At 60.4% G+C, this 26,130-nt stretch carries 22 protein-coding genes and 2 pseudogenes; 11 read left to right on the top strand and 13 right to left on the bottom strand.

The window, feature by feature from the left end; all coding sequences use genetic code 11:
* Positions 1–326: hypothetical protein (locus ACQZ40_RS19705; RefSeq protein ID WP_448748525.1), on the bottom strand; the 326-nt coding region annotated here is incomplete at its 3' end.
* A gap of 47 nt (positions 327–373) precedes the next feature.
* Between ACQZ40_RS19705 and ACQZ40_RS19700 the strand changes: the two genes are divergently transcribed.
* The 6 genes and pseudogenes from ACQZ40_RS19700 to uxuA all read left to right on the top strand — a co-directional run bounded on the left by ACQZ40_RS19700 (position 374) and on the right by uxuA (position 6,513).
* Positions 374–1,090, top strand: a complete 717-nt coding sequence (locus tag ACQZ40_RS19700; protein WP_078052584.1) for a FadR/GntR family transcriptional regulator — start codon at positions 374–376, stop codon at positions 1,088–1,090.
* A gap of 62 nt (positions 1,091–1,152) precedes the next feature.
* Positions 1,153–2,127: pseudogene (locus ACQZ40_RS19695) on the top strand (sialic acid TRAP transporter substrate-binding protein SiaP).
* A gap of 60 nt (positions 2,128–2,187) precedes the next feature.
* Positions 2,188–2,760, top strand: a complete 573-nt coding sequence (locus ACQZ40_RS19690; protein WP_059758143.1) for a TRAP transporter small permease — start codon at positions 2,188–2,190, stop codon at positions 2,758–2,760.
* Positions 2,761–2,764: 4 nt separating this feature from the next.
* Positions 2,765–4,171: a TRAP transporter large permease gene (locus ACQZ40_RS19685; protein ID WP_035220793.1), complete on the top strand. Its 1,407-nt coding sequence runs from the start codon at positions 2,765–2,767 to the stop codon at positions 4,169–4,171.
* Positions 4,172–4,241: 70 nt separating this feature from the next.
* Positions 4,242–5,288 carry an L-idonate 5-dehydrogenase gene (locus ACQZ40_RS19680; protein WP_078052581.1) on the top strand — a complete coding sequence of 349 codons (1,047 nt, stop codon included), beginning with the start codon at positions 4,242–4,244 and terminating at the stop codon, positions 5,286–5,288.
* Between the two features lie 16 nt (positions 5,289–5,304).
* Positions 5,305–6,513, top strand: coding sequence for a mannonate dehydratase (gene uxuA, locus ACQZ40_RS19675; RefSeq protein WP_448748524.1), 1,209 nt, complete (start codon positions 5,305–5,307; stop codon positions 6,511–6,513).
* A gap of 157 nt (positions 6,514–6,670) precedes the next feature.
* Here the strand turns inward: uxuA and ACQZ40_RS19670 are convergent.
* Positions 6,671–7,021, bottom strand: a pseudogene (locus tag ACQZ40_RS19670) (antibiotic resistance protein VanZ); the annotation flags it as partial.
* A 244-nt stretch (positions 7,022–7,265) separates the two neighbouring features.
* On the opposite strand from ACQZ40_RS19670, the gene ACQZ40_RS19665 reads away from it, so the two are divergent.
* Both ACQZ40_RS19665 and aztD read left to right on the top strand, forming a co-directional pair.
* Positions 7,266–8,777, top strand: a complete 1,512-nt coding sequence (locus tag ACQZ40_RS19665; RefSeq protein WP_065655639.1) for an aldehyde dehydrogenase (NADP(+)) — start codon at positions 7,266–7,268, stop codon at positions 8,775–8,777.
* Between the two features lie 279 nt (positions 8,778–9,056).
* Complete coding sequence (gene aztD / locus ACQZ40_RS19660) at positions 9,057–10,307, top strand: zinc metallochaperone AztD (RefSeq protein WP_448748523.1); 1,251 nt, start codon at positions 9,057–9,059, stop codon at positions 10,305–10,307.
* A gap of 69 nt (positions 10,308–10,376) precedes the next feature.
* Here aztD and ACQZ40_RS19655 read toward each other — a convergent pair whose 3' ends face one another.
* Genes ACQZ40_RS19655 through ACQZ40_RS19640 form a run of 4 tightly spaced genes read right to left on the bottom strand, consistent with a single transcriptional unit; the run spans position 10,377 to position 15,229 of the window.
* A complete protein-coding gene (locus ACQZ40_RS19655; protein WP_448748522.1) occupies positions 10,377–11,375 on the bottom strand; it encodes a TRAP transporter substrate-binding protein in 999 nt (332 codons plus the stop codon).
* Between the two features lie 16 nt (positions 11,376–11,391).
* Complete coding sequence (locus tag ACQZ40_RS19650; protein ID WP_448748521.1) at positions 11,392–13,224, bottom strand: TRAP transporter large permease; 1,833 nt, start codon at positions 13,222–13,224, stop codon at positions 11,392–11,394.
* Positions 13,225–13,253: 29 nt separating this feature from the next.
* Complete coding sequence (locus ACQZ40_RS19645; protein WP_448748520.1) at positions 13,254–14,381, bottom strand: LLM class flavin-dependent oxidoreductase; 1,128 nt, start codon at positions 14,379–14,381, stop codon at positions 13,254–13,256.
* A complete protein-coding gene (locus ACQZ40_RS19640; protein WP_448748519.1) occupies positions 14,378–15,229 on the bottom strand; it encodes an ABC transporter substrate-binding protein in 852 nt (283 codons plus the stop codon). The genes ACQZ40_RS19645 and ACQZ40_RS19640 overlap by 4 nt, the downstream gene beginning before the upstream one ends.
* Positions 15,230–15,440: 211 nt before the next feature.
* Between ACQZ40_RS19640 and ACQZ40_RS19635 the strand changes: the two genes are divergently transcribed.
* Both ACQZ40_RS19635 and ACQZ40_RS19630 read left to right on the top strand, forming a co-directional pair.
* Positions 15,441–15,806 carry an ArsR/SmtB family transcription factor gene (locus ACQZ40_RS19635; protein WP_065655633.1) on the top strand — a complete coding sequence of 122 codons (366 nt, stop codon included), beginning with the start codon at positions 15,441–15,443 and terminating at the stop codon, positions 15,804–15,806.
* A 1-nt stretch (position 15,807) separates the two neighbouring features.
* The gene (locus ACQZ40_RS19630) at positions 15,808–16,437 is read left to right on the top strand and encodes a glutathione S-transferase family protein (protein ID WP_142844601.1); all 630 of its coding nucleotides are present in this window, start codon (positions 15,808–15,810) and stop codon (positions 16,435–16,437) included.
* Here ACQZ40_RS19630 and ACQZ40_RS19625 read toward each other — a convergent pair.
* Together ACQZ40_RS19625 and ACQZ40_RS19620 are read right to left on the bottom strand one after the other, a co-directional pair.
* The gene (locus ACQZ40_RS19625; protein ID WP_448748518.1) at positions 16,434–18,269 is read right to left on the bottom strand and encodes an ABC transporter ATP-binding protein; all 1,836 of its coding nucleotides are present in this window, start codon (positions 18,267–18,269) and stop codon (positions 16,434–16,436) included. The genes ACQZ40_RS19630 and ACQZ40_RS19625 overlap by 4 nt on opposite strands.
* A 213-nt stretch (positions 18,270–18,482) precedes the next feature.
* Entirely contained in the window at positions 18,483–19,679 is a 1,197-nt protein-coding gene (locus tag ACQZ40_RS19620) for an aminotransferase class V-fold PLP-dependent enzyme (RefSeq protein WP_448748517.1), read from the bottom strand.
* Between the two features lie 88 nt (positions 19,680–19,767).
* On the opposite strand from ACQZ40_RS19620, the gene ACQZ40_RS19615 reads away from it, so the two are divergent.
* Complete coding sequence (locus ACQZ40_RS19615) at positions 19,768–20,604, top strand: IclR family transcriptional regulator (protein WP_448748516.1); 837 nt, start codon at positions 19,768–19,770, stop codon at positions 20,602–20,604.
* A gap of 6 nt (positions 20,605–20,610) precedes the next feature.
* On the opposite strand, the gene ACQZ40_RS19610 is transcribed toward ACQZ40_RS19615, so the two are convergent.
* From ACQZ40_RS19610 to ACQZ40_RS19590, 5 genes are all read right to left on the bottom strand, one after another.
* On the bottom strand, positions 20,611–21,105 hold the full coding sequence (locus ACQZ40_RS19610) for a RidA family protein (RefSeq protein WP_003519868.1): 495 nt from the start codon (positions 21,103–21,105) through the stop codon (positions 20,611–20,613).
* 88 nt (positions 21,106–21,193) lie between these two features.
* On the bottom strand, positions 21,194–22,417 hold the full coding sequence (locus tag ACQZ40_RS19605) for an amidohydrolase/deacetylase family metallohydrolase (RefSeq protein WP_448748515.1): 1,224 nt from the start codon (positions 22,415–22,417) through the stop codon (positions 21,194–21,196).
* A 1-nt stretch (position 22,418) separates the two neighbouring features.
* Complete coding sequence (locus tag ACQZ40_RS19600) at positions 22,419–23,294, bottom strand: ABC transporter permease (protein ID WP_065655629.1); 876 nt, start codon at positions 23,292–23,294, stop codon at positions 22,419–22,421.
* A complete protein-coding gene (locus ACQZ40_RS19595; RefSeq protein WP_174039873.1) occupies positions 23,294–24,235 on the bottom strand; it encodes an ABC transporter permease in 942 nt (313 codons plus the stop codon). The genes ACQZ40_RS19600 and ACQZ40_RS19595 overlap by 1 nt, the downstream gene beginning before the upstream one ends.
* Positions 24,236–24,443: 208 nt before the next feature.
* Entirely contained in the window at positions 24,444–25,970 is a 1,527-nt protein-coding gene (locus ACQZ40_RS19590) for an ABC transporter substrate-binding protein (RefSeq protein ID WP_448748514.1), read from the bottom strand.
* Positions 25,971–26,130 lie beyond the last annotated feature (160 nt).

Here is a 26,130-nt window from a genome sequence, read left to right as displayed (position 1 = left end):
CTTTCGTGTCCGAGATCGTCGCCAAACGCTCGAATACGAGTAGAATCAACACCGTGCGCCATGTCCACCAAATTTAAACCGGACAGCAGTGGGACAAGCTCGAGCATGACGGAGGCAAGGTTTGCGAACTTTACCATCCTCTTATGCACAAAGACTTGGGCTGGCTTAATGCCCACTCCAAGCCGGAATGACGGAAGTGGTAAAAGCCCCGGAATAAGACAACGCCCGACCTGCTGAACCGCCACAAACTCCGCCCCCGCACTTTTCCGCCAGCGGCCGATTGACAGCACCGCATAAATGCGCCCTAATAAAATTGGTAAGACCATCTTACCGCTTGCGCGATCAGGGGAGACTTTCGCGCTGGGAGGATATCATGTTTGTGGCTCTGGAGCCGCGCCGCCTTTACCGGCTGGTCGCGGAACAAATTCGTTTGCTCATCGAAAGCGGGGAACTGACCGAAGGCCAGCGCCTGCCGGCGGAACGGGATCTTGCCGAACGCTTCGGCGTATCGCGCCCGACGGTTCGCGAAGCGCTGATCGTTCTGGAAGTGGAAGGCCATATCCATATCCGCATGGGTTCGGGCGTTTATGTCAGCGCGGCCGGCAAGCAGGCCAAGGAAAAGCCGCCGGTGCCGGATGCGCATGGGCCATTCGAAATCCTGCAGGCGCGCTGCATCATCGAAAGCGCGATTGCGGAGGAAGCCGCAAGGCTTGCGACACCGAAATGCATCGCCAAGCTCGATGATATCATCGAACGCATGGCCGGCGCACTCGACAACTCACCACAGGCGCTCAATTTCGACCGGGCCTTCCACACCGCGATTGCCGACATCATCGGCAATTCGGCGCTGAACCGCTTTACCGGCCTGATCTATGACGAGCGCAGCCTGTCACCCTTTTTCGAAAAGCTCGCCAGCTATTTCGAAGGGCCCCACACCTGGAACCTTGCCGTTCAGGAACACCGCGCAATCCGCGACGCCATTGCCGCTAACGACCCGGAAGGTGCACGTGAGGCGATGCGGCAGCATCTGACGCTGTCGCAAAAGAGATTTTCCGAAAGTTTCGGGGAGGAAACGATCGGAGAAGAGTGACCGCGCCGTAACCGGCGACGGGAAAAATGAGAAATCTGGCTTTAATTCGGGAGGAGTTAAGAATGAAAATCAGATTGTCGACTTTGATGGGCGCAACAGCCGCCATCCTGCTTTCCGCGCTCGCGGCGCAGGCGCAGACCACGCTGAAATGGGCGCATGTCTACGAGACCTCCGAACCGTTCCACACCGATTCGGTCTGGGCTGTGGAAGAGATCGCCAAGCGCACCGAAGGCCGCTACAAGATCGATGTCTTTCCGGCTTCGCAGCTCGGCAAGGAAGCCGATATCAATCAGGGCCTGAAAATCGGCACCGTCGATATCATCATTTCCGGCTCCAGCTTTGCCGCGCGTGACTTCAAGCCGATCGGCGTCACCTACTTCCCCTATATCTTTCGCGACCCGAGCCATCTGATCGCCTACACCAAGAGCGATATCTTCAAGCGGCTCGCCAAGGGTTATGAAGACAAGACCGGCAACCACATCGCCGCCGTCAGCTATTACGGCACGCGTCACACCACATCGAACAAGCCGATTGCCGCCTGCGCCGACATGGCGGGGCTGAAGATGCGCGTTCCCGACGTTCCGGCCTATCTCGCCATGCCGCGCGCCTGCGGCGCCAACACCACCCCGATTGCCTTTGCGGAAGTCTATCTGGCGCTCCAGAACGGCACCGTCGATGCGCAGGAAAACCCGCTGACCACCATCGAGGCGAAGAAGTTCTTCGAAGTGCAGAAGAACATCGTCCTGACCGGCCATATCGTCGACCACCTCAACACGGTGATTTCGAAGAACCTGTGGTCGCAGCTCTCCGATGAAGACAAGAAAATCTTCACCGAAGTCATGCAGTAGGCAGCCGAGCGCACCACCAAGACCATCGAAAGCCGCGAAAAGAGCCTCGTCGAAGACTTCAAGAAGCGCGGTCTCACCGTCGCCGAGGTCGACAAGGCCGACTTCGAGAAGAACGTCCTCGAAAAAGTGAAGTTCGAGGACTTCGGTTACGACAAGGCCGACTGGGAAGCCATTCGCGCCGTCAAGTGAGCCAAGATCCGGTGCGGCCCCGTTGCCGCACCGCCCTTTCTCTCCAGACGGGATATCTCAATGTCGCAGGAAATCCATACTCAGGTCACGCCTGAGGAACTCGCCCATACGTTCGACGAGGCGCCGCCGGAGGTCGATCTCAAGGTCTATTCATTCGAAGACTGGGTCACGCTCGGCCTCTTCTGGCTGATGACGGGCTGCGTGTTCCTTCAGTTCTTCACCCGCTACGTACTCAACGACAGCTACGCCTGGACGGAAGAAATTGCCGTCAACTGCCTGATCGGCGTCGTCTTTTTGGGTTCGGTCATGTGCGTGCGCATGTCGCGCCACATCCAGGTGGATGTGCTTTATCACTATGTGCCGCCACAGGTGGCCCGCGCCATGTCGATCCTTGTCGATGTGCTGCGTATCCTCTTCTTCGCCTACACCTCCTGGCTGATGTGGCGCTATCTGGAAATCGTCGCCGATGAGGAGATGGTCACCGTGGCGTTGCCGCGCAACATCGTTTTCTACACGGTTCTGGCCGCTTTCGTTCTGATGTTCTTCCGATCGGTGCAGGTCTTCATCGCCAATATGCAGCGTGGTTATTCCGTGCTCGAGCGGCCCGAAGAATTCCAGAGCGCGGGGGATTGATCACATGCTGCTTCTTATCGGCTCCTTTCTTCTCCTGATGCTGATCGGCCTGCCCGTCGCGATCTCGATGGCCTCGGCCTCGCTGCTCTACATCGTGTTTTATAATGTCGCGCCTGATATCATCGCGGCGCAGCGCCTGATCGCGGGTGTGGAAAGCTTTCCGCTTCTGGCCGTTCCCTTCTTCATCCTTGCCGGCAACCTGATGAATACGGCGGGGGTTACGGGACGCATCTATTCCTTCGCCGTCGCACTCGTCGGCTGGATGAAGGGCGGTCTCGCACAGGTCAACATCATCGGCTCGGTGATCTTTTCCGGCATGTCCGGCACAGCACTTGCCGACGCGGCCGGTATCGGCACCATCGAAATCAAGGCCATGAAGGATCACGGTTATCCGGTCGAAGCGGCCGTCGGCGTCACCGCCGCCTCCGCAACGCTTGGCCCGATCTTCCCGCCGTCGCTGCCCTTCGTCATCTATGGCATGATGGCGAATGTCTCCATCGGCGCGCTGTTCATGGCCGGCATCGTTCCGGGCGTCGTGATGACGCTTCTGATGATGATCACGGTTGCGGTCTTCGCCTATATCAAGGGCTGGGGCTCCGATACGCCCTTCAGCCTCAGAACCATTTTCGGCGCATCGATCGAAGTCTTCGTGGTGATGATGGTGCCGCTCGGCATCTATATCCTCACGGCGTTTGGCCTGTCGCTCAACCTGTCGATCCTGATCGTGCTGGTGATATTGCTGGCCTGTGACTGGTATTTCGACTTCTCGGCCGTGATGGCGCTGATGACGCCTGTCATCCTGATCGGCGGCATGACCATGGGCTGGTTCACACCGACGGAAGCCGCCGTTGCGGCCGTCCTCTGGTCGTTGTTCCTCGGGCTTGTCCGTTACCGGACGATGACCTTCAAAACGCTGGCGAAATCGACCTTCGACACGATTGAGACGACCGCTTCGGTGCTCTTCATCGTCGCGGCGGCCTCGGTCTTCGCATGGCTGCTGACGGTCAGCCAGGCGGCGCAGCTTCTGTCGGCGGCGATCCTGACGATCACCGACAGCAAGTGGATTTTCCTCGTGCTGGTCAATCTCCTGATGCTGTTCGTCGGCTGCTTCCTCGATACGATTGCGGCCATCACCATCCTCGTGCCGATCCTGCTGCCGCTGGTGCTGCAGTTCAATATCGATCCGGTGCATTTCGGTCTCATCATCACGCTCAACCTGATGATAGGCCTGTTGCATCCGCCGCTCGGCATGGTGCTGTTCGTGCTCTCGCGCGTGGCGAAACTCTCCGTCGAACGCACGACCATGGCCATTCTGCCCTGGCTGGTGCCGTTGTTCGTGGCGCTGCTGCTGATCACCTTCGTTCCCGCCATCACGCTGTGGCTGCCGACCGAAATGGGCCTGATCCGCTAACGCCAATATCATCGCCCGCGCGGTTTCCCGCGCGGGCTTCTTCCTCCCATACACATATGAGGGCATCGTCATGCAGACACGCGTGGCACGTCTATACGGCCAGAGGGACATTCGCGTCGAAACGCAGGACCTCATCGAGCCAGGGCCTGGCGAAGTGCTGCTCGCCATGGCGGCGGGCGGCATCTGCGGCTCCGATCTGCATTATTATCAGGATGGCGGCTTCGGTCCGGTCCGGGTGCGCGAGCCGATCATCTGCGGACATGAGGCATCCGGCCATGTGCAGGCGCTGGGAGAGGGTGTCAGCGGGCTTGCCATCGGCCAGCTTGTCGCCGTTAATCCGTCTCAGCCCTGCGGCCATTGCCATTTCTGCCTGAAGGGCCAGCCGATCCATTGCCTTGAAATGCGCTTCATGGGCAGCGCCATGCGCCTGCCGCATGAACAGGGCATGTTCCGCGACCGGCTGGTGGTTCCCGCCAAACAATGCGCGAAATTTTCAGAGGATACCTCACCGGCTGAAGCCGCCTGCACCGAGCCGCTCGCGGTGTGCCTGCATGCCGTGGCCCAGGCCGGCGATCTGGCAGGTGCGAAGGTGCTGGTGACCGGCGCAGGCCCCATCGGCCTCCTGACCATTGCCGCCGCCCGCCACGCCGGAGCAAGCATCGTCGTTGCCACCGACCTTACCGATGCCGCACTTGAACGCGCCCCCGCCATGGGTGCCGACCGCACCATCAATGTCGCGAAAGACGCCGAGGCGCTCATCCCCTATCAGGACAATAAGGGTTATTTCGACGTCATTTTCGATTGCTCCGCAGCCGCTCCAGCACTTCGCACCGCCTTTGCCTGCGTGCGCCCGCGCGGCACCATCGTGCAGGTGGGCGTCACCGGCGACATCACCATTCCGCTCAACGCGCTGGTGGGCAAGGAAATCCTCTGGCGCGGCTCACAGCGTTTCCACGACGAATTCGCCATTGCCGCCGGGCTCATCTCCACCCGCAGGATCGATGTGCGGCCGATTATTTCCCACAGCTTCCCGCTTGGCGAGGCGACAGCTGCATTCGAACAGGCCGGAGACCGCTCTGCCGCCTGCAAGGTGCAGCTGACATTTTCCGCAGACTGATATTTGAGGATTTAAAATGAGACATACATGGCGCTGGTTCGGCCCGGTCGACAAGGTCACGGTTCAGGATGCGGCTCAGGCGGGCGCGGAAGGCATCGTCAGCGCGCTGCATCACATCGCCACTGGCGATGTCTGGCCGGTGGATGAAATCGCCAAACGGCATGAAGCCATCAAGGCCGGTGGGCTTTATTGGGACGTGGTGGAAAGCGTGCCGGTCTCCGAGGATATCAAGGCCCAGACCGGTGACTGGAAAACCCATATAACCAACTGGCAGGAAACGCTGCGCCGACTCTCCGCCTCCGGCATCCGCACCGTCTGCTATAATTTCATGCCGGTGCTGGACTGGACCCGCACCGACCTGCGCTGGGAAACAAGACACGGCGCAAAGGCGATGCGCTTCGACCTTCCCGATTTCGCCGCCTTCGACATTCACATCCTGAAACGTCCAGATGCCAAGGCCGATTATCCGGACTGGCTGGCGGAGGAAGCGGCAAAACGCTTCGCCGACATGCCGGAGACGAAAATCGCCGCCCTCGGGCGTAATATCGGCGCGGGTCTGCCCGGTTCGGCGGATGGTTACACACTTGCCCAGCTTCTGGAAAAACTGCGGTCCTATCACGGCATCAACCGCGAAAGGCTGCAACAGAACCTTATCGACTTTCTCTGCGAGGTGACGCCGGTTGCCGAAGAGGTGGGTATCAACATCTGCGCCCATGGCGACGATCCGCCATGGCCGCTGCTCGGCCTGCCGCGGATTCTCTCCACCGAAGCCGACTACGCCCATATGCTCTCAAAGGTCGATAGCCGCGCCAATGGCGTGACGCTCTGCACAGGTTCGCTGGGCGCGCGGGCGGACAATGACCTGCCCTTCATCGCCAGCCGTTTTGCAGATCGCATTCATTTCGTACATCTGCGCAATGTGACGCGCGACACCGACACCGTGCCCTGCTCTTTCTTCGAGGACGAGCATCTGGAAGGCGGAACCGACATGGTCGCCGTCATCGCCGCACTCCTCACCGAAGAAGCGCGCCGCCGGGCGGAGGGCCGTGAAGACCACACCATTCCGATGCGGCCCGATCACGGCCAGGAAATCCTCGACGACCTGACGCGCGGCGCACAACCCGGTTATCCCGCCATCGGCCGGCTGAAGGGATTGGCTGAGCTGCGTGGCATCGAACGCACGTTATCGCACAGCCGTTTCGGGCTGGCGAAGGGTGATCGCTAAGCGAAAGCGCGGCCGCGTTTGATCGGCTTTCTATCCGTCATTCCGGCCTCGAGCCTGAATCCAGCCGACGCGCGTCCGCGCGGCGAAAAGACTCCTTTCAGCCCAAGGACTTGGGCTGGCTGGATTCCGGCTCAAGGCCGGAATGACGAATGAGAGAACCTGCGGTCAATCGCGCCTTGAACTGAAGCCAAGAAAAAGCCCCAAGCCCGCCGGCGACGACGCCGGCGGCTTTCACGGCGGCGTCCATCAGATGCGGATGGCGGGTGGGCGACAGGAATTGCAGCGCCTCGATGCCGAAAGCCGCCGCAATGCCTGCCACGATGATCGCCAGCCAGTAACGCGGATAGGCGAGCACGAAGGCGGCCGAGCAGAAGGCGAAGGCCGCGGCGCGGTCCAGGCCCACCGTCGTCAGCGTGCGCGGACGAAAGCCGATAGGGCAAACTGTAACGATCACAATCAGCAGAAAAACCGACCAGGCGACATATTTCGGGAGTCTATTTGTCATCATGGCGTCACAATAGAGCGCCGTGCGCGTAAACGGAAGCGGGTCTTTTTCACGCCTTGCCCAATTAATCACACTTTTCGGTCAGATAGTTGAAAAACCAGCTTTCGCTCAGGCCCCACACGGGCTAAGGCAGAAGGCAACCGGGCGAGGATCGCGGCTGATGGCGTTTTCGCTGTCGCCTTTCGGTGCAACGTCACGGTGTCGGGTGGATTTTCCACACAGGATCAGATTTTCAGGGAAGAGCACAATGAGTTTCAAGCCGCACGGCAAACATCTGGTTGCAGGAGAATGGGTCGCAACGGAAGCTAAATTCCGCAGCGAGCCTGCACATGGCGAAGCTTTCGATTTTTCGGTCGGCACCGTCGATCTGGTGAATGCGGCCTGTGAAGCTGCCGAAGAAGCCTTCTGGAGCTACGGTTACACCACCCGCGAAGAGCGCGCCGCATTCCTCGACACCATCGCCGATGAGATCGAAGCCCGCGCCGACGCCATCACCGAAATCGGCTCGTCCGAGACCGGCCTGCCCGCAGGACGTTTGCAGGGCGAACGCGGCCGCACCGTTGGCCAGCTGCGCCTTTTCGCCTCGCACATCCGCAAGGGTGACTATCTCGACCGCCGTCACGACGAGGCGTTGCCGGACCGCCAGCCGCTGCCGCGCCCGGATATCCGCCTGATGCAGCGTCCGATCGGCCCCGTCGCGGTCTTCGGCGCCTCCAACTTCCCGCTCGCCTTCTCCACGGCCGGCGGTGATACCGCTGCCGCTCTGGCAGCCGGCTGCCCGGTCGTCGTCAAAGGCCATTCCGCCCATCCCGGCACCGGCGAAATCGTTGCCGAAGCCGTTCTCGCCGCCGTCAAGAAGCACAATCTGCATCCCGGCGTCTTCTCGCTGATCCAGGGCGGCCGCCGCGATGTCGGTTCCGCGCTCGTGCAGCATCCGCGCATCAAGGCGGTCGGTTTCACCGGTTCGCTCGCTGGCGGCCGCGCGCTGTTCGATCTCTGCGCCCAGCGCCCCGAGCCGATCCCCTTCTTCGGCGAACTCGGTTCCGTGAACCCGATGTTCCTGCTGCCGGAAGCCGTTGCGGCTCGCGGTGAAGCCATTGCCAAGGGCTGGGCGGGCTCGCTCACCATGGGTGCTGGCCAATTCTGCACCAACCCCGGCATCGCCGTCATCCTCTCCGAGCAGGCGGATGCGGTCGCTGAAACCGCACGTGCGGCCCTTTCGGAAGTTGGCCCTCAGGTCATGCTGACCGACGGCATCGCCGCTGCCTATCGGGACGGCCGTGATCGTATCGCTGCCGGCAACGGCGTGCGCGACGTTCTGACCACCACCTGCAACCTGCGCAATGCAACGCCTTACCTGTTCCGCGTTTCGGGCAAGGACTGGGTTGCCAACCATGCGCTTGCTGAAGAAGTCTTCGGACCCCTCGGCCTGATCGTGACGGTTGATAGCACCGAGGAAATGCTGGAAGTTGCCAAGAGCTTCGAAGGCCAGCTGACGGCAACCATGCATCTTGATGCCGGCGACGCCGAACTTGGTCGCAAGCTGCTGCCGATCCTCGAGCGCAAGGCCGGCCGCGTTCTCGCCAACGGTTTCCCAACCGGCGTGGAAGTCTCCGAAGCCATGGTGCATGGCGGCCCTTACCCGGCATCGACGAACTTCGGCGCAACCTCTGTTGGCACGATGTCGATCCGCCGCTTCATGCGCCCGGTTTCCTACCAGAACATTCCTTCGGATGTTCTGCCTGACGATATCCGCTAAAACTGATCGGGGCAGGCGCAGCGCTGCACCTGCCCTTTTTATTCGGCTTTACCGCCCTTCGGGAAATACGGCCTGACGCTGAAGCGTCAACCGCCTCCCCTTCTCCCGCCTCACGGTCCCCATCCAGATTTTTCCGTACCAACACGTCGGCATCGGTTGACATCGCCCCCGCACGTAATGCTAATACGCAATCTCGTAACGTAATAACATTACAATCGTCCTTCAGAACCGATACCGGTTCGTATCCGCACGGGGATGATAACGCCTGGAAGGAACACCATGAAATTTTCCCCTCAACAGCACCTTGGCATGAGCGCGCTTGCCACGTGCCTTGCCCTCACCCTGCCGCTCGCCTCTGGCGTGGCGCAGGCGGAAGAAAGCGGCGACACCGTCAAGGAATGGCGGCTGTTCGTCGCCGATCACAGCCAGCCCGTGGTGCGCGCAATCAATTTCGAAACCGGCAAGGAACTCGGACGCTACGACCTCAAGGGCTATGCGGCGCTGACCGCCAGCGCCTCCGGCAAGACGGTCTTCGCGACGCAATCGGATGCCGACATGGTGCATGTGATCAAGACCGGCATCGTTTTCTCCGATCATGGCGAGCATCGCGATCTGGATGTGGAAGATGCGGCGCTTTTGCCCGTCACCTTCGAAGGCAAGCGCCCTTTCCACGTCGTGCCGCATGATGACCATGCCATTCTTTTTTATGACCGTGGCGGCAAGGCAGAGATCATCGATGAAGCAGCCCTGCTGGACGGCAAGGCCAAGGTCCGCACCGTCGATACGACCGCCCCGCATCACGGCGTGGCGGTGACCATGGGCCGTTACGTTCTGGTTTCCGTACCGAATACCGAGGTCGAAACGAAACCCGATACGCTGCCGCCACGCATCGGGCTGCGTGTTCTCGACAGGGAGGGCAAGCAGGTCGGCGAACAGGCGGCATGCACCGATCTGCATGGCGAGGCAACATCCGCGCGGCTTGTCGCTTTTGGCTGCAAGGAAGGCATTCTCGTTGCCCGCCCCGGCGGCACCGATGGTCCCAAGCTTGAAATGCTGCCCTATCCGGAAGATTTCCCGAAAGCCTATACCGGCACGCTGCTGGGCGGCAAATCCATGCAGTTCTTCCTCGGCAATTACGGTGAGGACAAGGTCGTCCTGATCGATCCTGACAGCAAGGACGCCTTCCGCCTGGTGGAACTGCCGACCCGGCGCGTCGATTTCATCCTCGACCCCGCCAATCCGCGCAATGCCTATATTCTGACGGAAGACGGAGACCTGCATGTGCTTGATGTGCTGGAAGGCGCCATCACCCGCAAGGCGAAGGTGACCGAACCCTACAGCAAGGACGGCCATTGGCGCGATCCGCGCCCACGTCTCGCTGTTGCCGATGGGCAGGTCGCAATCTCCGATCCGCGCCATTCGCTGATCCGCGTGGTGGATGCGGAAAGCCTGACGGAAACCCGCACGGTTGCGGTGGAAGGCCAGCCCTTCTCCATCGTCGCCGTCGGCGGTTCCGGCGCTTCGCACTGATATCCAACAAAAGAAACCCCGTGCGCCTGAAGGACACACGGGGTTTCCTGATTTTGATGGGCCGTATTATCAGGCCGACTGGACAGCCTGTATCTTGTCGATGCCGCCGACAATGCCTGAGAAATCCTGCCAGACGCCCTGCGCGCCCTTGCGCCATTCGTCCAGCGCTTCCGGCTGCAGCACCTTGCCGCCCTTGGAGAGCGCAAGCTCGACGGACTTCACTTCGTCCTCGACGATCAGCTGGTTGAAATATTGCGCGCCTTCGCTCGATGCTTCCAAGAGAACCTTCTTCTCTCCGTCGTCCAGCTGGTTCCAGAAGGGCGCACCGTAATAGACGACGCCTGAAGCCCAGATGTGGCCGGTTTCCGTCAGATAGGGCACGACCTCGTAAAGCTTGAAGCCGGCATAAGCGGACTTGGTGAGATCCATGGCATCAGCCACGCCGGTTGCCAGCGCATTATAGGTCTCGGTGATCGGAATACCGACCGGGGTGGTGCCGAAGGCGCTCCAGAGCTTGGTGTGCAGCGGGCTCTGGATAACGCGGATCTTCTTGCCTTCCAGCTGCTCCGGTCGGGTAACCGGCTCCTTGGTCAGAAGATGGCGAGCGCCGTAATTGATGAAATCGGCTGCGATGAATTGCTGGGCGGCGAGCTTCGTCTTCAGATCAGTGCCAGTCTCGCCCGTAACAACCTTGCGCACATGCTCGGCATCACGGAACAGGAAGGGCAGATCGAGGATCTGCAATTCCGGTACCCAGCCGGAGAGCGAGGAGACGGTGGAAAGGCTCGCCTGAACCGATCCGAGCCGGATATTTTCCGCCACTTCCTTTTCACCGCCCAGCGCGCCGCTCTTGACGATATTGAAACGGAAACGGCCGGGCAGCTTTGCCTCCACCAACTCGCTGATCTTCACCCAGATTTTCGTTTCCGGCTTGTCGTCGGCGAAAAGCGACGCGACGGTGAGGCTGCGGGTTCTGGCATTTGCCGTGCTTACGAAGGCAGGCGCGGCGAGCGTTGCGGCGCCGATGGCGGAGAGTTTGAGGAGATTGCGGCGATCGATAATAGTCATGATTGAAACCCCAAATTTAGAAGAAAATGGCCCAAGCGCACAAAATGGCGAGGGAAACGAGAAGCGAGACGAGATAAGGAACGACGGCCCGGAAAAGTGCTGTCGCCGGAATGCGGGTGACGCCGCTGACCACGAAGATCAGCATGCCGAGCGGTGGCGTCAGGCCATGGATCATCAGATTGACCACGAGGATGACGCCGAAATGGATGGGATCAATGCCGGCGGCCACGGCGGCGGGCAGCAGGATCGGCCCGAACAGCAGGATGGCCGCACCAATGTCCAGCACCAGTCCCACCACGAGCAGGATGAGGTTGGAGAGTAGAAGCACCGCAATCTTGCTGCCACCGAGCAAAGTCACGAAATCCGTGACGAGGCCCGAGACATTGTCAACCGCTAGCAGGAAGGCGAAAGGCCCCGCCGTGCCGATCAGAAGACCGATGGCCGCCGCCTCACCGGCCGACTGCCGGAAGGTCGCGAAAATGCGGCCCGCGCCCAGCCGGTAACCGAAGCCGAGAAGCAGCGTGTAAAGTGCGGCAAGCGCTGCCGCTTCCGTGGTGGTGACGATGCCGATGCGGATGCCGACCACCACGATGACGCCAAGACCGAAGGCCGGTATGGCGGCGATGGCCGAGCGCCAGCGCTCCGCACCCGTCGCGCGTGGCAAGGTATCGACGCTGCGCACGCTGAGATGGATCCCCACCGCAAGGCAGATTGCCATAAGCCCACCCGCGAAGAAGCCGCCAACCAGCAACGAGCCGACCGACAGGTTGGTGGCCGTTGCGAGGATGAGAAAGGCGATGGAAGGCGGAATGACATTGTCCAGCACCGAGGTGGCGGCAATGATCGCACCGGCCTGCGCCGGCGGATAGCCATGTTTCACCAGTTCCGGCTGGAAGGTGGAAGCGCCGAAGGCGGCATTGGCGACCGAAGAGCCGGATGCGCCGGAAAACAGCACGCTGGTCAGAAGCGTCGTCTGCGCCAGCCCTGCCCGTCGGTGCCCGACCATGGAGGCAGCGAAACGGACCAGCTGGTTGGCGACGCCAGATTCCGTCAGCAGGCTTCCGGCCAGCAGGAAGAAGGGAATGGCGAGCAGCAGGAATTTCGACATGCCGGTCACGGTTGACGAAACGATGGCCGGCTCCGGCAAGGTGCTGCCGAAGGCAATCGCCACATAAGCGGCGGCAAGGAAGGCATGGGCAAGCGGCGCAGCGAGCACCAGCCCCACGGCCGCCGTCAGCGCCAGAAACAGGCTCGGCGGCAGGTTCGTATCGACAAAAACTTCCGGCAGGCCGACATAGGCCACAATGGCGATGGCGAGAGATGCGAGAACGGCAAGCGCCTTGCCCTCACTGACACGCTGAAGCGCCAGATAGAGAAGGATAAGCGCGCCGCCCGCGCCGAGAAAGCCGAAACGCACCCATTCCGGCAGACCAAGCGTCGGAGATGTGCCGCCAAGCATCGCCGCGATCTCTACCCCGCCAAAAGCGAGGATGAGTGCTGCGATAAAGGAGAAGGCATCGGCCAGAACTTCGGTCGCCGCGTGAAATCGTTGCGGAAGGAACCGCACGAAGACATCGAGCCGCATGGCGAGCGCACTTTTGAGACTGAGCGGCGCACCGACAGCGATCATGGCCACATGCAGCCAGATGCCGAGGTCTTCCGCGCCAATGAAGCCTGTGTGAAACAGATAACGCAGCGTGACATTGACCAGCACCACCAAGAGCAGCGCCGCAAGGATTGCTGCCGCGACCGCGCCGAGCACCGTGTCCAGAACGGCGAGCACCCGCTCGGCCACGCGTTGCGGGCCGATGCGTCTTTGTGCGATTGTCGTAGCCGGACTTGCCGTCATGTCTTTCTTCTCCACTCCCGAAGCCATGCTCAGGAGGCCTTGGCCGAGAGATCGCGGTCGAACAAAGTCGACCATGTGAATTGTTTTGCCGCCGAGACCTCACGCGATACGTCGAGCCGCGGCAGAACCTTTTCGCCGAAGCGGAACGCCTCTTCCAGCAATGGCATGCCGGAAAGGATGAAGGTATTCACGCCCGCCTCCTTATAGGCCTCCAGCGTGCGGATAACAGTATCCGGCGAACCGACAATCGCGGTTCCCGGTCCCGGCCGCACAAGGCCAATGCCGGCCCAGAGGTTGGGCGCGATTTCAAGATCGCGCAGGTTCTCCGGTTTCTGTCCGCCGTGCATCGCCGTCATTCGCTGCTGGCCGACGGAATCGGTCTTGCCGACGAAACGCTGGTTGGCGGCAATGGCACGCTCATCCATGCGCCCGTAGAGATCAGCGGCGGCGGCCCATGCCTCTTCATCCGTATCGCGCACGATGACATAAAGGCGAATGCCGTATTCCAGTTCGCGACCGAGCTTTTCCGCGCGGGCCTTGACCAGATCGACCTTCGCGCCGATCTGATTCGGGGTTTCCCCCCAGGAAAGATAGGTCTCGACATGTTTGGCCGCGACGTCGATGGCCTTGTCCGAGGAACCGCCGAACCACAAAGGCGGCGGCTCGATGCCCTGCCCGACCGGGAGGGCGAGCTTTGCGCCCTCCGTCTGGAAATGCCGCCCCTTGAAATCGACTGTTTCGCCGGCAAAAAGGCGGTGCCAGATTTGCAGATATTCATCCGCCATATCGTAACGCTCGTCATGCGGCATCGTCATGCCGTATGCGCCGAGCATCTTGGCATCGCCCGACACGACATTTATCAGCAGGCGGCCCCGCGAAAACTCCTGAAGCGTCGCCGCCATCTTGGCGAGCAGCGTCGGCGCGACAAGGCCCGGATGAATGGCGACCAGAAACTTCAGCCGCTCGGTATAGGAAAGCAGCGCGCCCGCCAGAACCCAGACATCATGCGCGCCGGTGGCAAACAGCGCACCGGTGTAACCCAGCTGGTCGTAAGCGAGCGCCAGCTGTTTGTAATAACCGAGATCGACCTTGCGGGACCCTTCCGGCTGCCAGGGATAGGCACCATCGGGTGCGCACATGTACCAGAAAACATTCATCTGCCGCCTCCCGTGCTGGCTGATTGCCCGGTCAGAACCGGTAAAGAGAAATGACCGTGCCTGTAAAGCGTATCGGCCTCCTCCTGCTGTTCGGCAAGGATATTTTCGGCAGCGGCCACGACGGAAAGGTCTCGCGACCTCAGTACCTTGGCCCAGGACTGTGCATCACCTTCGCTGCCTGTTTCGGCGGCGAGAAGGGCAGCGGCTTTGTCGATATCCGCCATCACGGCCCGGCCGACGCGATCCAGTTCGGCCGCAATTGCCTGCCCTGTCTCGCCCGCTATGTTGTGGCGCGCAAGCGTCCAGAATAGCGAACGGTTGGGAATGGTGGAGCCGCAACGGACAAGAAGGTTGATCTCCTCATGGGTCAGAGCCTTTTCCAGCCGCGGCGACATCGTCACCCAGGCATCGACACGGCCTTCCACGAGATCGCGCAGGCTATCGCTGTCGCCGCTTTCAATACGGGTCACATCCGCAAGGCCAAGCCCCGCGCCTTCCAGACTGCGCGCCAGAAGATAGGTGTGAAACGATCCATCGATCAGCGAAATGCGCTTTCCCGAGAGATCAGCGGCTGAGCGGATCGGGCTATCCCGCCGCACGAGGATTGCGCCATTTGCAGGCCTCGGTGCGGAAGCAGCGATATAGACCGCTGAAAGCCCGCGCGCATCCGCCTCTATGGGCGGTGTCGAGCCGGTACCACCGAAATGGATGTCGCCCTTTTCCAGCAGAGCTGCCGTATCGCGGCCTTCACGATAGGCCACGAATTCCGGATCGAATTCTTCAAAGGCGCCGGGCCAGAGCCGGGCGAGACGTAAATGCAGATTGTTGGGATGAACCCCGATTTTCATGTCGACACCTCATTTCCCATTCAATCTACTTTTTTATAGAATGTTTTCGAGAAACGTTTTGGCGATCCTCGGCCGGAAAGCGAAAGAGAAATCTACCAATCCTGTAGATTTTGAAAAATGCCAGACAGCGCTGAGATGAGGCTCTTCAAGCCATTGAAATTTTTCGCCATACAATCTACTTTTTTGTAGTTTGAAAAATGGGCCTGTAGTCGTGACGAAACCGGTTTCCAATCTCATCTGCCGCAGCGTGGTGGAAGCGAGCGAGCTTTTGAAGCTTGTCGCCAACGCCAATCGTCTGGCCATCGTCTGTTATCTAATGGAAACGGAAGCCTCCGTTTCCGCGCTGGAATATGAACTCGGTATCCAGCAACCCACGCTTTCGCAGCAGCTTGCCGAATTGCGTGACGCCGGTGTGATCGAAGGCTCACGGGAAGGCAAGGCGGTGATCTATCGTGTCACCGATCCGCGTATCGTCCAGCTGGTTTTGACATTGCGCGGTCTTTACACGGAGCTTTCCGATGTGACCGGCAAGAAAGGCAGACGGGCACTGCCGCTGGATGAGGCAATGTTCGACTAGCATGATCGACCTTTACACCTGGATCACGCCCAACGGCCTTAAAATCTCGATTGCGCTGGAAGAACTGGGCCTGCCCTATACCAGCCACGCCATCGACATCGAAAAAGGCGAGCAATTTGCCGCGGATTACGTCCGCATCAATCCCGGCTCGAAAATCCCTGCGATCGTCGACGATGAAAACGGCACCGTCCTGACGGAATCGAACGCGATCCTCATCTATCTCGCCGAAAAGGTAGGCCGGCTTCTGCCCGCCTCCGCGACAGAGCGACTGGTCGTCACAGAATGGCTGATGTGGCAGGCCGCCAATTTCGGCCCGACGCTCGGTTATGCCCATTATTTCCTGACCTACCATGCCGGACAGGCCCCCTTTGCCGAGACACGTTTCGCGGCGGATGTGGCGCGGCTTTACCGGACATTGAACGACCGCTTGAGCGAGCGGGAATTCGTGGCCAGCGATTTTTCAATAGCCGATATCGCCATCTGGCCATGGGTCTCACGTTTCGCGCGCCACAAAATCAATCTCGATGATTTTCCGGCGGTACAGCGGTGGTATCGCCAGCTTGGACAGCAGGAAAGTTTTCAGCGCGGTTATCGCGTACCCTTCGCAACGTCGGACGTACCCGGAATCTAACAGGCGACGAGGTGGCCGGGCGAAACCTCGCGATATTCACGCGGCTTGACGGCATAATCAACGGCGCGGATAGGGCTTTTCAGCTCGTCATTCGCAGCACCGCGCCTTGTGTTGCGGCGATCCGGGTCTGGCACCGGAACGGCCGCCATCAGCTTGCGGGTATAGTCATGCTGCGGATTGTCGAAGACAGCCGCACGCGGGCCGATTTCGACGATCTCGCCGAGATACATCACCGCAACCCGGTGGCTGACGCGTTCCACCACCGCCATATCATGGCTGATAAACAGAAAGGCAAGGTCGAGGCTCTGTTGCAGGTCCAGCATCAGGTTGATGACCTGCGCCTTGATGGAAACATCCAGCGCCGAAACGCTTTCATCCGCGACAATCACCTTGGGCTGGAGCGCCAAGGCACGGGCGATGCAGATGCGCTGGCGCTGACCACCGGAAAATTCATGCGGGTAACGCGACGCCATGTCCGGTGAGAGGCCGACCTTTTTGAGCATGTCGGCCACCACATCCTTCGCCTCGCGGGCGCTTCCCATGCGGTGTTCCAGAAAAGGTTCGGCAATCGCCGCGCCCACCGTCATACGCGGATTGAGCGAGGCGAAAGGGTCCTGAAAGATCATCTGAACCGTCTTGCGCATGTCCCGCATGCCCGTCTTGTCGAGTGCGAGAATGTTTTCGCCGTTGACCACAACCGAACCGGCATCCGGCTCGATCAGCCGCATGATGGCGCGTCCGGTGGTGGATTTGCCGCAGCCACTTTCGCCCACCAATGACAATGTTTCACCGGCCCTGAGATCGAAAGACACGTTTTCCACCGCATGGACCCGGCCGCTGAGACGCCCCAGAAGACCGGAGTGAATATCGAAGCGCTTGGTCAGTCCCTCCACCTTGAGCACGGGCTGTGCGGCTGCGTCAACGGTATCGGCCGGACGCGCCGGCTCCTGCGTTTCCCCCGTGGTGGTGTTGACGATGGGAAAACGGAGCGGTCTTTCCTCGCCTTTCATCGACCCCAGAACCGGAACGGCGGACAAAAGTGCGCGCGTATAGGGATGTTTACCGCGGTGGAAGATATCCGCAGTCGCACCGACTTCCACCTGCTCGCCGCGATACATGACGACCGTGCGGTCGGCGATTTCGGCCACCACACCCATGTCATGGGTGATGAAGAGGACTGAGGTGCCCTCCTCTTCCTGCAGCGTCTTGATGAGGTCGAGAATCTGGCCCTGAATGGTCACATCAAGCGCCGTCGTCGGCTCGTCGGCGATCAGGAGCTTCGGCCGGGAAGCGAGCGCCATGGCGATCATCACGCGCTGGCGCATGCCGCCGGAAAAGCGATGCGGATATTCATCGAAGCGCGAGGCGGCGGAGGGTATACGGACCTTTTCCAGCAGGCGGATCGTCTCCGCCCGCGCATAGGCTTTCGACATCGGCTGATGGCACAGCAGGGCTTCGGAAATCTGGTCGCCGATGGTGAAAAGCGGATTAAGGCTGGTCATCGGCTCCTGAAAGATCATCGCCACTTTATTGCCCCGCACCCGCCGCATGGCGTCTTCGGAAAGGGACAGCAGGTTGCGACCGCCGAGCAGAATTTCACCCTGAACCCTGCTGCTTTCCCGATCCAGCAACCGCATGATGGAAAGCGAGGTAACGCTTTTGCCGGAACCGCTTTCGCCGACGATCGCGACCGTCTCCCCCGGTCCGACATCGAAGGAAATATCACGCACCACCGGCTTCCAGCCGCCATCCACGTGAAAGGACGTGGTGAGATTGCGGACGGAAAGCACGGCATCTTCGGCACGGAGCGGTGCTGACTGCGGCATGGTCATGATCGTTCCCTTCTTTTCTTCTCATTTGAACTCAGGCAGGGCGTCGCCGCCTGTTTCTTCTCCCCAAGGGGGAGAAGGTGGCCCGAAGGGTCGGATGAGGGGGCAACGCCAGCGATAGACCGCACCCTTGCCCCCTCATCCCGCTGCCGCGGACTTCTCCCCCTCGGGGAGAAGAAACTCATGGCACCCGCTCGTTCCATATGCAGTCGTTACTTAGTCCGGCCAGCGCAGCATGCTGTCGAAACGGTGGCGGCTGCGGTCCTCGAACGGTGTTGCAATCACCTCGTTGGAGGCGCGCGCCTTGTCCAGCTCCTCGGCCAGCCGGGAAGCCACAATGGTTTCCTGGCCGGGATGCAGGTTGCAGGGGTCGAGATAGAAATAGCGGTGCTCCACCTCGTGGTCGCGGACAATGATCGGCGGGCTGCCTTTGGCGAGCGCCGTCGTCAGGTCCCAGGCGGTGATATGCGCTTCCTCGGCATCGATGATGACACGCAGACGGTCGAGCGGGTTGTTGGTCGGGTCGGGCTCGATCAGCGCCGTCACGCCCGGGCGTCCGTCCAGCGTCTTTTTCCAGAGGTTGAGGTAGCCGGTTTCACGCTCGCGAATGCCGGCATGGTCGCGCTTTTCCCAGGCTTCCAGCGCAGCCATCACGCCATAGATGCTTTCCTTGCCGACCTTCATGCCGCGGCCGACGCCCATATTCTGCAGGAAGGCGCTGCGCACCAGCTCCTTTTTGCCGGCGACGATGCCGGAAGTCGGGCCACCGAGGAACTTGTGGCCGGAATAAAGCACCACATCCGCGCCCGTCGCCAGAAACAGCTTCAGATCATATTCGGAAGCCGCGTCGACGATGACAGGCACGCCCCTGGCATGGGCGATCTCGACGAATTCGGAAAGATGCAGCAGGCCATAATCCACCACATGGTGCGAGACGACATAGACCGCTGCCGCCGTCTTTTCGGTGATGGCGTTTTCCATATGGAAACGATGGGTCGATGTTGCCTGCCCGATCAGCACCACCTTGCCGCCGCCGAGACGGATTGCCTGATCCACCGGCGCGCCATAGCTCACCACATGACCCATCTGCACCAGAACCTCGTTCTTTTCCGGGGTCACATCGGGAAGCTTTTCGATGGCCAGCAGATTATTGCCTGTGATCGCGCCCGCCACCGCAAGGCTTATGCCCGAGGAGCAGGAGGCCGTGACGAAACCGGCCTCGCCGCCCGTCAGCCTCGATATCACCGCGCTTGCCTTGCGTTGCAGATCGTTGATCTCGACGAATTGCGGCAGGATGGCCGCCATGGCCTCGACCGCTTCCGGAACGACGATAGAAGCGCCGAGCGAGGTCATGGTGCCCGAGACGTTGATGACCGGGCGAAGGCCGATCCTGCTTCTGATATCCTCGGTCATGTCTTTCTCCTGTCCTTGCGATGCGATGGGCATCGACATATATGCCATAATAATGTAATAGCCTCTCAAAATTCATGAGGAGCCAAAATTGGACGCCCATAAACTGGACGAAACGCCTTCAACCGCCCTGTCCGACGCCGCCGAAAACGCGGACGCGAAGGCGGCCAAGCGCTCGCGCGTCAGCGGTATCGACCGCGCCCTTCAGGTTATTGATTACCTTTATGAAACCGGATCGCCAGCGGGCGCTTACGCTATTGCCAAGGCCATCAAGGCGCCGCTTTCCACCGTCTATGTGATCATTGACGATCTCGTCGAAAAGAACATGCTGGCGCGCAATGCCGATAGCAACATCTGGCTCGGCGCGCGGCTTTACCATTATGGCCTTGCTTATGCCCGCTCGCTGGATTTCATGGGTGTCGCCACCCACGAAATGCACGATCTGTGCCGCCACGCCGGCGAGACCGTTCAGCTTTGCGGCCGCGACGGCGACCATATGCTGGTGCTGGCCATGGCCGACGGTCCGAGCCATTTTCAGGTCGCCTCGCGCGTCGGCACCCGCGTTCCCTTGAACTGGACGGCATCCGGACGCCTGCTCGTCGGGCATCTTCCGGAGGCCGAACGCGTCGAGCTTTTCCGCCGTTGCGCCCGCACTTCTCCCACGGGCCGTGCGGAAATCAACCCGGAGACCCTGTCGCAATCGGCAGGCGCCGCCTTCCATGACCGGCTGTCGATACAGGTCGCCGAATCCGACTACGCCGTCGCCTGCATCGCCTCGCCGATCTGCGACAACAGGGGCGAATGCGTGGCGACAATTTCCATCGTGCTGCCGGAGCAGAAGGTACTGGCGGACGAGAACCATTATACCGAACAGGTCAGGGTCTCGGCGGAACGGATCGAAAAGCTGATGGGCTGGCGCAACCATTGAACGGCCTCAATCTTTGAGTGCGACGATGGCTTCAATCTCAACGGTGATGTTGCCCGGCAGTGAGCCGAAACCAACGGCGGAGCGGGCGTGCTGTCCCGCATCGCCGAACACATCGATGAAAAGATCGGAACAGCCATTGATGACGCTCGGGTGATCGCGGAAATCGCTGACGGCATTGACCATGCCGAGCAGCTTGACCACCTTTTTCACCCGCGACAGGTCCCCCAGCGCCTCATGCATGACGGCAAGCAGGTTGATGCCGGTGAGCCGCGCATGGTTATAGGCCTCTTCCAGCCCGATTTCCGCGCCCACCTTGCCGGCGTAAAGATGGCCGTTTTCCTCCCGCGGCCCCTGACCCGAAAGATAAAGCATGTTGCCTTCCACCACATGGGTGACGAAATTGGCGATCGGCGGCGGCGGCGGCGGCAGGGAGATGCCGAGCGCGGCGAGCCGGTCATAGGGCGAATGACGCCCCTCTGCCTCAAGCGAAGACTGTTTCACGCGAATTCCTCATAATACAGGGACGGGTATCCCTTAATCTCTGCGGAAGACGGAGGGGATTGCCCTCCTCCGCCTTGTCCATTTGGGTTCAGCGCCAGGAATAACCATGGCTGTGGCGCACGAGCTTGCGCGCCCTTGGAATGTAACGGCTGGCAGCAATCGCCTCCGCGCCGATGACCGCGTAACGCGGCTCGAACAGGCGCTTCAGGCGCGAGACGTCGCCATTGGAATCGGTCGCTTCCAGATCGGCGTCGACAAGATCGAAAATCGTGAAATCAGCTTGGCTGCCGACATCGAGGCGATTTTCCATATCGAGGCGGATAATGGAGGCCGGGTTGCGGGTGACGGCCTCAACGACGTTTTCGAAAGGCATATCAACCGACAGCAGCTTCGACATGGTCGTCGCCAGATCCCAGACCGGGAAATTCATCGAATGGCCATGCAAGTCCGTCGAGATCGAGAAGGGTAGCAGGCCGCGTGCAATTGCCGCTTCCGCCACCTTGAAGGAGAAGGAGGCGCCGCCATGGCCGATATCCAGCCGAATGCCTTCGCCCGCACAGCGTTCGGCAAGGTTGAACAGGTCCTCGTCTTCCATGATGCTGGAACCCGATTTGCCATTGAAGCAATGGGTCACGACATCGCCGGGGCCGAGAATTTCCAACACCTCGTCGTAAAGTGCGGGCGGTTCGCCCACATGCACCATCATCGGCACTTTCAGTATCTTGGCGATCTTCTTGCCGAGCTTGACCGGCGTAACACCCCAGGAACCGGTGATGACATGGCTCGCCCGCACCTTGAGGCCGACAATATGTTCGCTGTTTTCGGCGTAACATTCGAGGATACGATCGAGATCGATATCCTTGATGTCGCGCAGTTCCGGCACCCGGTTACAGGCGACGAGCCCGATGGAACCGAGATTGAGGAAGGCCTTGATGCGCTCTCTCGAGGGCTCGATGATATATTCACGGAAACCGTGGAAATTCGCCTCACCCGCCGAACCGGCATCCACCAGCGTGGTCACGCCGCGCTCGGCCCCGCATTCCGAGGGGCGGATGGAGATATCGGTGCCGCCATGCCAGATATGCACATGCAGATCCACCCAGCCGGGCGAGACGAAGGCACCCTTGGCATCAATACGCTGCGCATCAACGGGCGCTTGAATGGCAGGCCCAACCGCGGCGATCTTGCCATCGCCGCCGATCAGAATATCGGTCGAAACCTGTGGAGCACCCTTTCCGAAACCGACGGGTTTGACATTGGTGAGAAGAATGGGAGCTTGAAGAGGCGTTTTCGCCTGTTCACCGGACGTCATATTACAAATCCCTTCGCAGTCTTGGGTCGAGCATGTCCCGCAGCCCGTCACCGACCATTTGCAGCGACAGCACGGAAAGAATGATGGCAAAGCCGGGGAAATAGGTCATCCAGTCGGCCTGGCCGATATATTGGCGACCGGCGGAGATCATGGTTCCCCAGGTCGGAATTTCGGGGCTGACACCGAGCCCCAGAAACGACAGGCCGGCCTCGGCCAGCATGGCGCTGGCAAAGAGGAAGGTGCATTGAACGAGGATCGGCGAGACCAGATTGCGCAGCACATGCCGCGTCATGATGTGGAAGGTGGAGATGCCGAGCGCCTTCGCCGCCTCCACATAGGGCAATTCGCGGATCACCAGGGTCGAGGCGCGCACGATGCGGGCAAGGCGCGGCGAATAGACCACGGCAAGCGCGATGATCACCGTCGTCAGCGACGGACCGAGCGCGGCGACCAGCGCGATGGCGAGCAGAATATCAGGGAAGGCCATCATTGCGTCGATCAGCCGCGCAATCGGCGTATCCAATTTCTGGAAGAAGCCGGCAAGCAGGCCGAGGGTGATGCCGATCAGCGCCGAAAGCGCCACCACGGCTGCGCCGACCAGAAGCGACAGCCTTCCGGCATAGATGGTGCGCGAGAAGACGTCGCGACCGAACTCATCGGTGCCGAACCAGTAAAGCTCGCTTGGCGGCTTCAGGCGGTTCACGATCGACAGTTTCGATGGCGAATAGGGCGCAATCATCGGCGCGAAAACCGCGAGCAGCACGAAGACGAGCAGCACAATGAGACCGGCAGCGACCGTCTTACGCTTCAGGAGACGCCGAATGAAAAGGACGGTCGGGTTGCGTGCCGGCGGGGCGGTGGAAACAATATCGGCCATCAGTAACGAACCCTCGGATCGACCAGCAGATAGAGCATGTCGATTGCAAAATTGATGAGCACGTAAAGCCCGGCGATGACGAGAAGCGCGCCCTGAATGACCGGATAATCGCGCCTGAGAACGGCCGAGACGACGAGATTGCCGACGCCCGGCAGACCGAAGACGGTTTCCGTGACGACCGCGCCGGAAATCAGCACGGCGGCGGTGAGCCCGAGCACGGTGAGGATGGGGATAAGCGCGTTTTTCAACGCATGTTTCATCACCACCCGGCGCTCCTTGACGCCCTTGGCACGGGCGGTGCGGACATAGTCGTCACCTAAAACATCCAGCATCGAGGCGCGGGTGAAGCGCAGGATGAGGGCGGAGGAGACGAGGCCGAGCGCGATTGCCGGCAGGGTCAGGTGATACATGCGCTCGAAGAAGCTTGCGCCCGGACCGCCATAACCCGATACCGGGAACATATCGAGCCGGACGGCGAAGACCTGCATGAGGATGAGGCCGAGCCAGAAGCTCGGAATGCTCGCCGCCAGCATCGCCACCGTCGTCGCTGCCTGATCGACAAAAGAGCCACGCCGGTAAGCGGCATAGATACCGATGGGAAGCGCGATGACGCTGGCGATCAGCAGCGAAAAAATCGTCAGGAAAAAGGTCGGTTCGGCCCGGTCCAGCAGGGCTGATCCCACCGGCATATTGAGGAAGATAGACTGGCCGAGATCGCCCTTCAGCAATTGCCCGATATAATAGACATATTGCACGCCGAGCGACTGATCGAGGCCGAGCCGGCCGCGCAGCTCCGCAATATCCTGCGCCGAGGCATCCGGCCCCAGCATCACGGCCGCCGGATCTCCGGGCGTGACGCGCAGGATGACGAAAACGATGGTGACGACGAGGAACATCACCACGATCATTCCCGCAAGTCTCTGGAAAATATACCGTATCACGTATGAAGGCTCCGAAGCGCGTGATTGCCGCTATCAGGCGACGGTTGAACCGGGTTGCTTAAAGATCGACTGCTCACTTCCGTCATGCCGGACTTGATCCGGCATCCAGCCACCACGCGTCCGCGTGGTGAAAAGGTCTCTTGCGATCAAGGACTTGATCGCGCTGGACCCCGGCTCGAGGCCGGGGTGACGACGTGCGGTGCAGGCCTTATTTTGTAACCGATGCATTCCAGAAGTAAGGCCATGGAGCCGGATCGACGCCTTCCAGCTTGTTGGACTTGGCCGCCACGGCATTGAAGTCGCCGATCTTGATGAGCGGCAGCTCGGCATAGATCGTCTTCTGCACATTGGCCCAGAGCGCGATGCGCTTGTCCGGATCGGCTTCCGAGGTGAAAGCGTCAACCGCCGCCTTGCGCGCCGGCGTATCCCACCAGCCTGGCGAGCCGGTGGAGAGCGCACCGATCAGCGCCGGCTCCGGCAGGAAGGGGCTATGGGTGATGTAGATATCCCAGAGCTTCGGGTCGGCGCGGCGCTGCGTCAGCGTCGCCCAGTCCACAACCTGCATATCCACCTTGAAACCGGCAAGCTTCAGATATTCGGCAGCGACCTGCGCCATCTTATAGTGGAACTCATACTGGCGGCTGGTGAGGATGCGCAGCGGTTCGCCGTTGTAGCCGGCCGCCTTCAGCTTTTCGGCGGCGGCTTCCGGATTGCCGAGATTGTAATTGCCCTCGACGCCCTCTTCCGAATGCCAGGAGAAATTATCGGGATAATAGGCGCCATCGAGCGCATAGAAATCCGTGCTGCCGAAAGCGGCCGCCAGCATGTCTTCCATGTTCAGCGCTTCGGTAACCGCCTTGCGGACCTCCAGCTTGGAAGAAAGCCCCTCCTTCGTGTTGAACACGAAGACCGGATAACCGAAAGGCTTCAGCATCAAAGGCTGGGAGGCAGACGACGACTTCACCTTGTCGAAGGATTCCACCGGAATGGAATCGACGTAATCATATTGCCCGGAAACGGCGGCTTCGACGCGAGTATTCGGATCGGGCACCGGAACGAAGCGGATTTCATCGAGATATTGATGGCGAGCGCCACCATAACCGTCGCTTTCGCCATCGCGGGACTTGTAGCCATCGAAACGGACGAGCTGGATATACTGGTCGGCCTTGCGTTCCTTCAGCATATAGGGCCCGGTGCCGATGAATTCGGCCATCGGCTCGGCCTGCTTTTCAGCGGGCAGGATGATCGCTGCGGAATTGTTGAAAGCGAGAAGCGAAGCGAGCGGCGCATAGGGCTGCTTGAGGGCGATCGTCACCGTTCCGGCATCCGGCGCGGAGATATTCTCGATAAAGCCGGCGGCCTGCTTGCCGCGCGAGGCGATCTTCATCCAGCGGCCGAGCGAGGCGACGACATCTTCGGACGTCATGTCGCTGCCGTCATGGAACTTGATGCCCTGCCTGAGCCTGATCGTGTAGGTTTTGCCGTCCGCACTGATCTCGGGCAAGCTTTCCGCCAGAAGCGGTGTCACCTTCCAGCCCTTGTCGAAGGTATAGAGCGTTTCGAAAATATGCTGCGTGACGATGCCGACGAGATCGGCAGTAGACGCCATGGGATCGAGGGTCGGCGGCTCGCCGATCGTGGCGACATTGATAACGCCGCCCTTCTCCGCAGCCATCATTACACCGGGTGCAAGCAGCAAAGCGGCGGTGGCGAGAAATGCAAGTTTACGTCTCATGGTCAAGCTCCCAGCTCTTATGTGTTCCATTATTATGTTATATGCATCTTTATAACAGAATATCTCGATAAGACGCCTTGTCAATGACAATGCGGCGCGATGATGGGTTTCCATGATCGGCGAAACGCAAGACAAGTCTTCAGGAGAGGTGGCAGCACCG

The sequence above is a fragment of the Agrobacterium sp. 16-172Ci genome, assembly GCF_053522725.1.
Note: the sequence above shows the minus strand (reverse complement) of the source record. Positions and strands in the feature narration are given on the sequence as shown.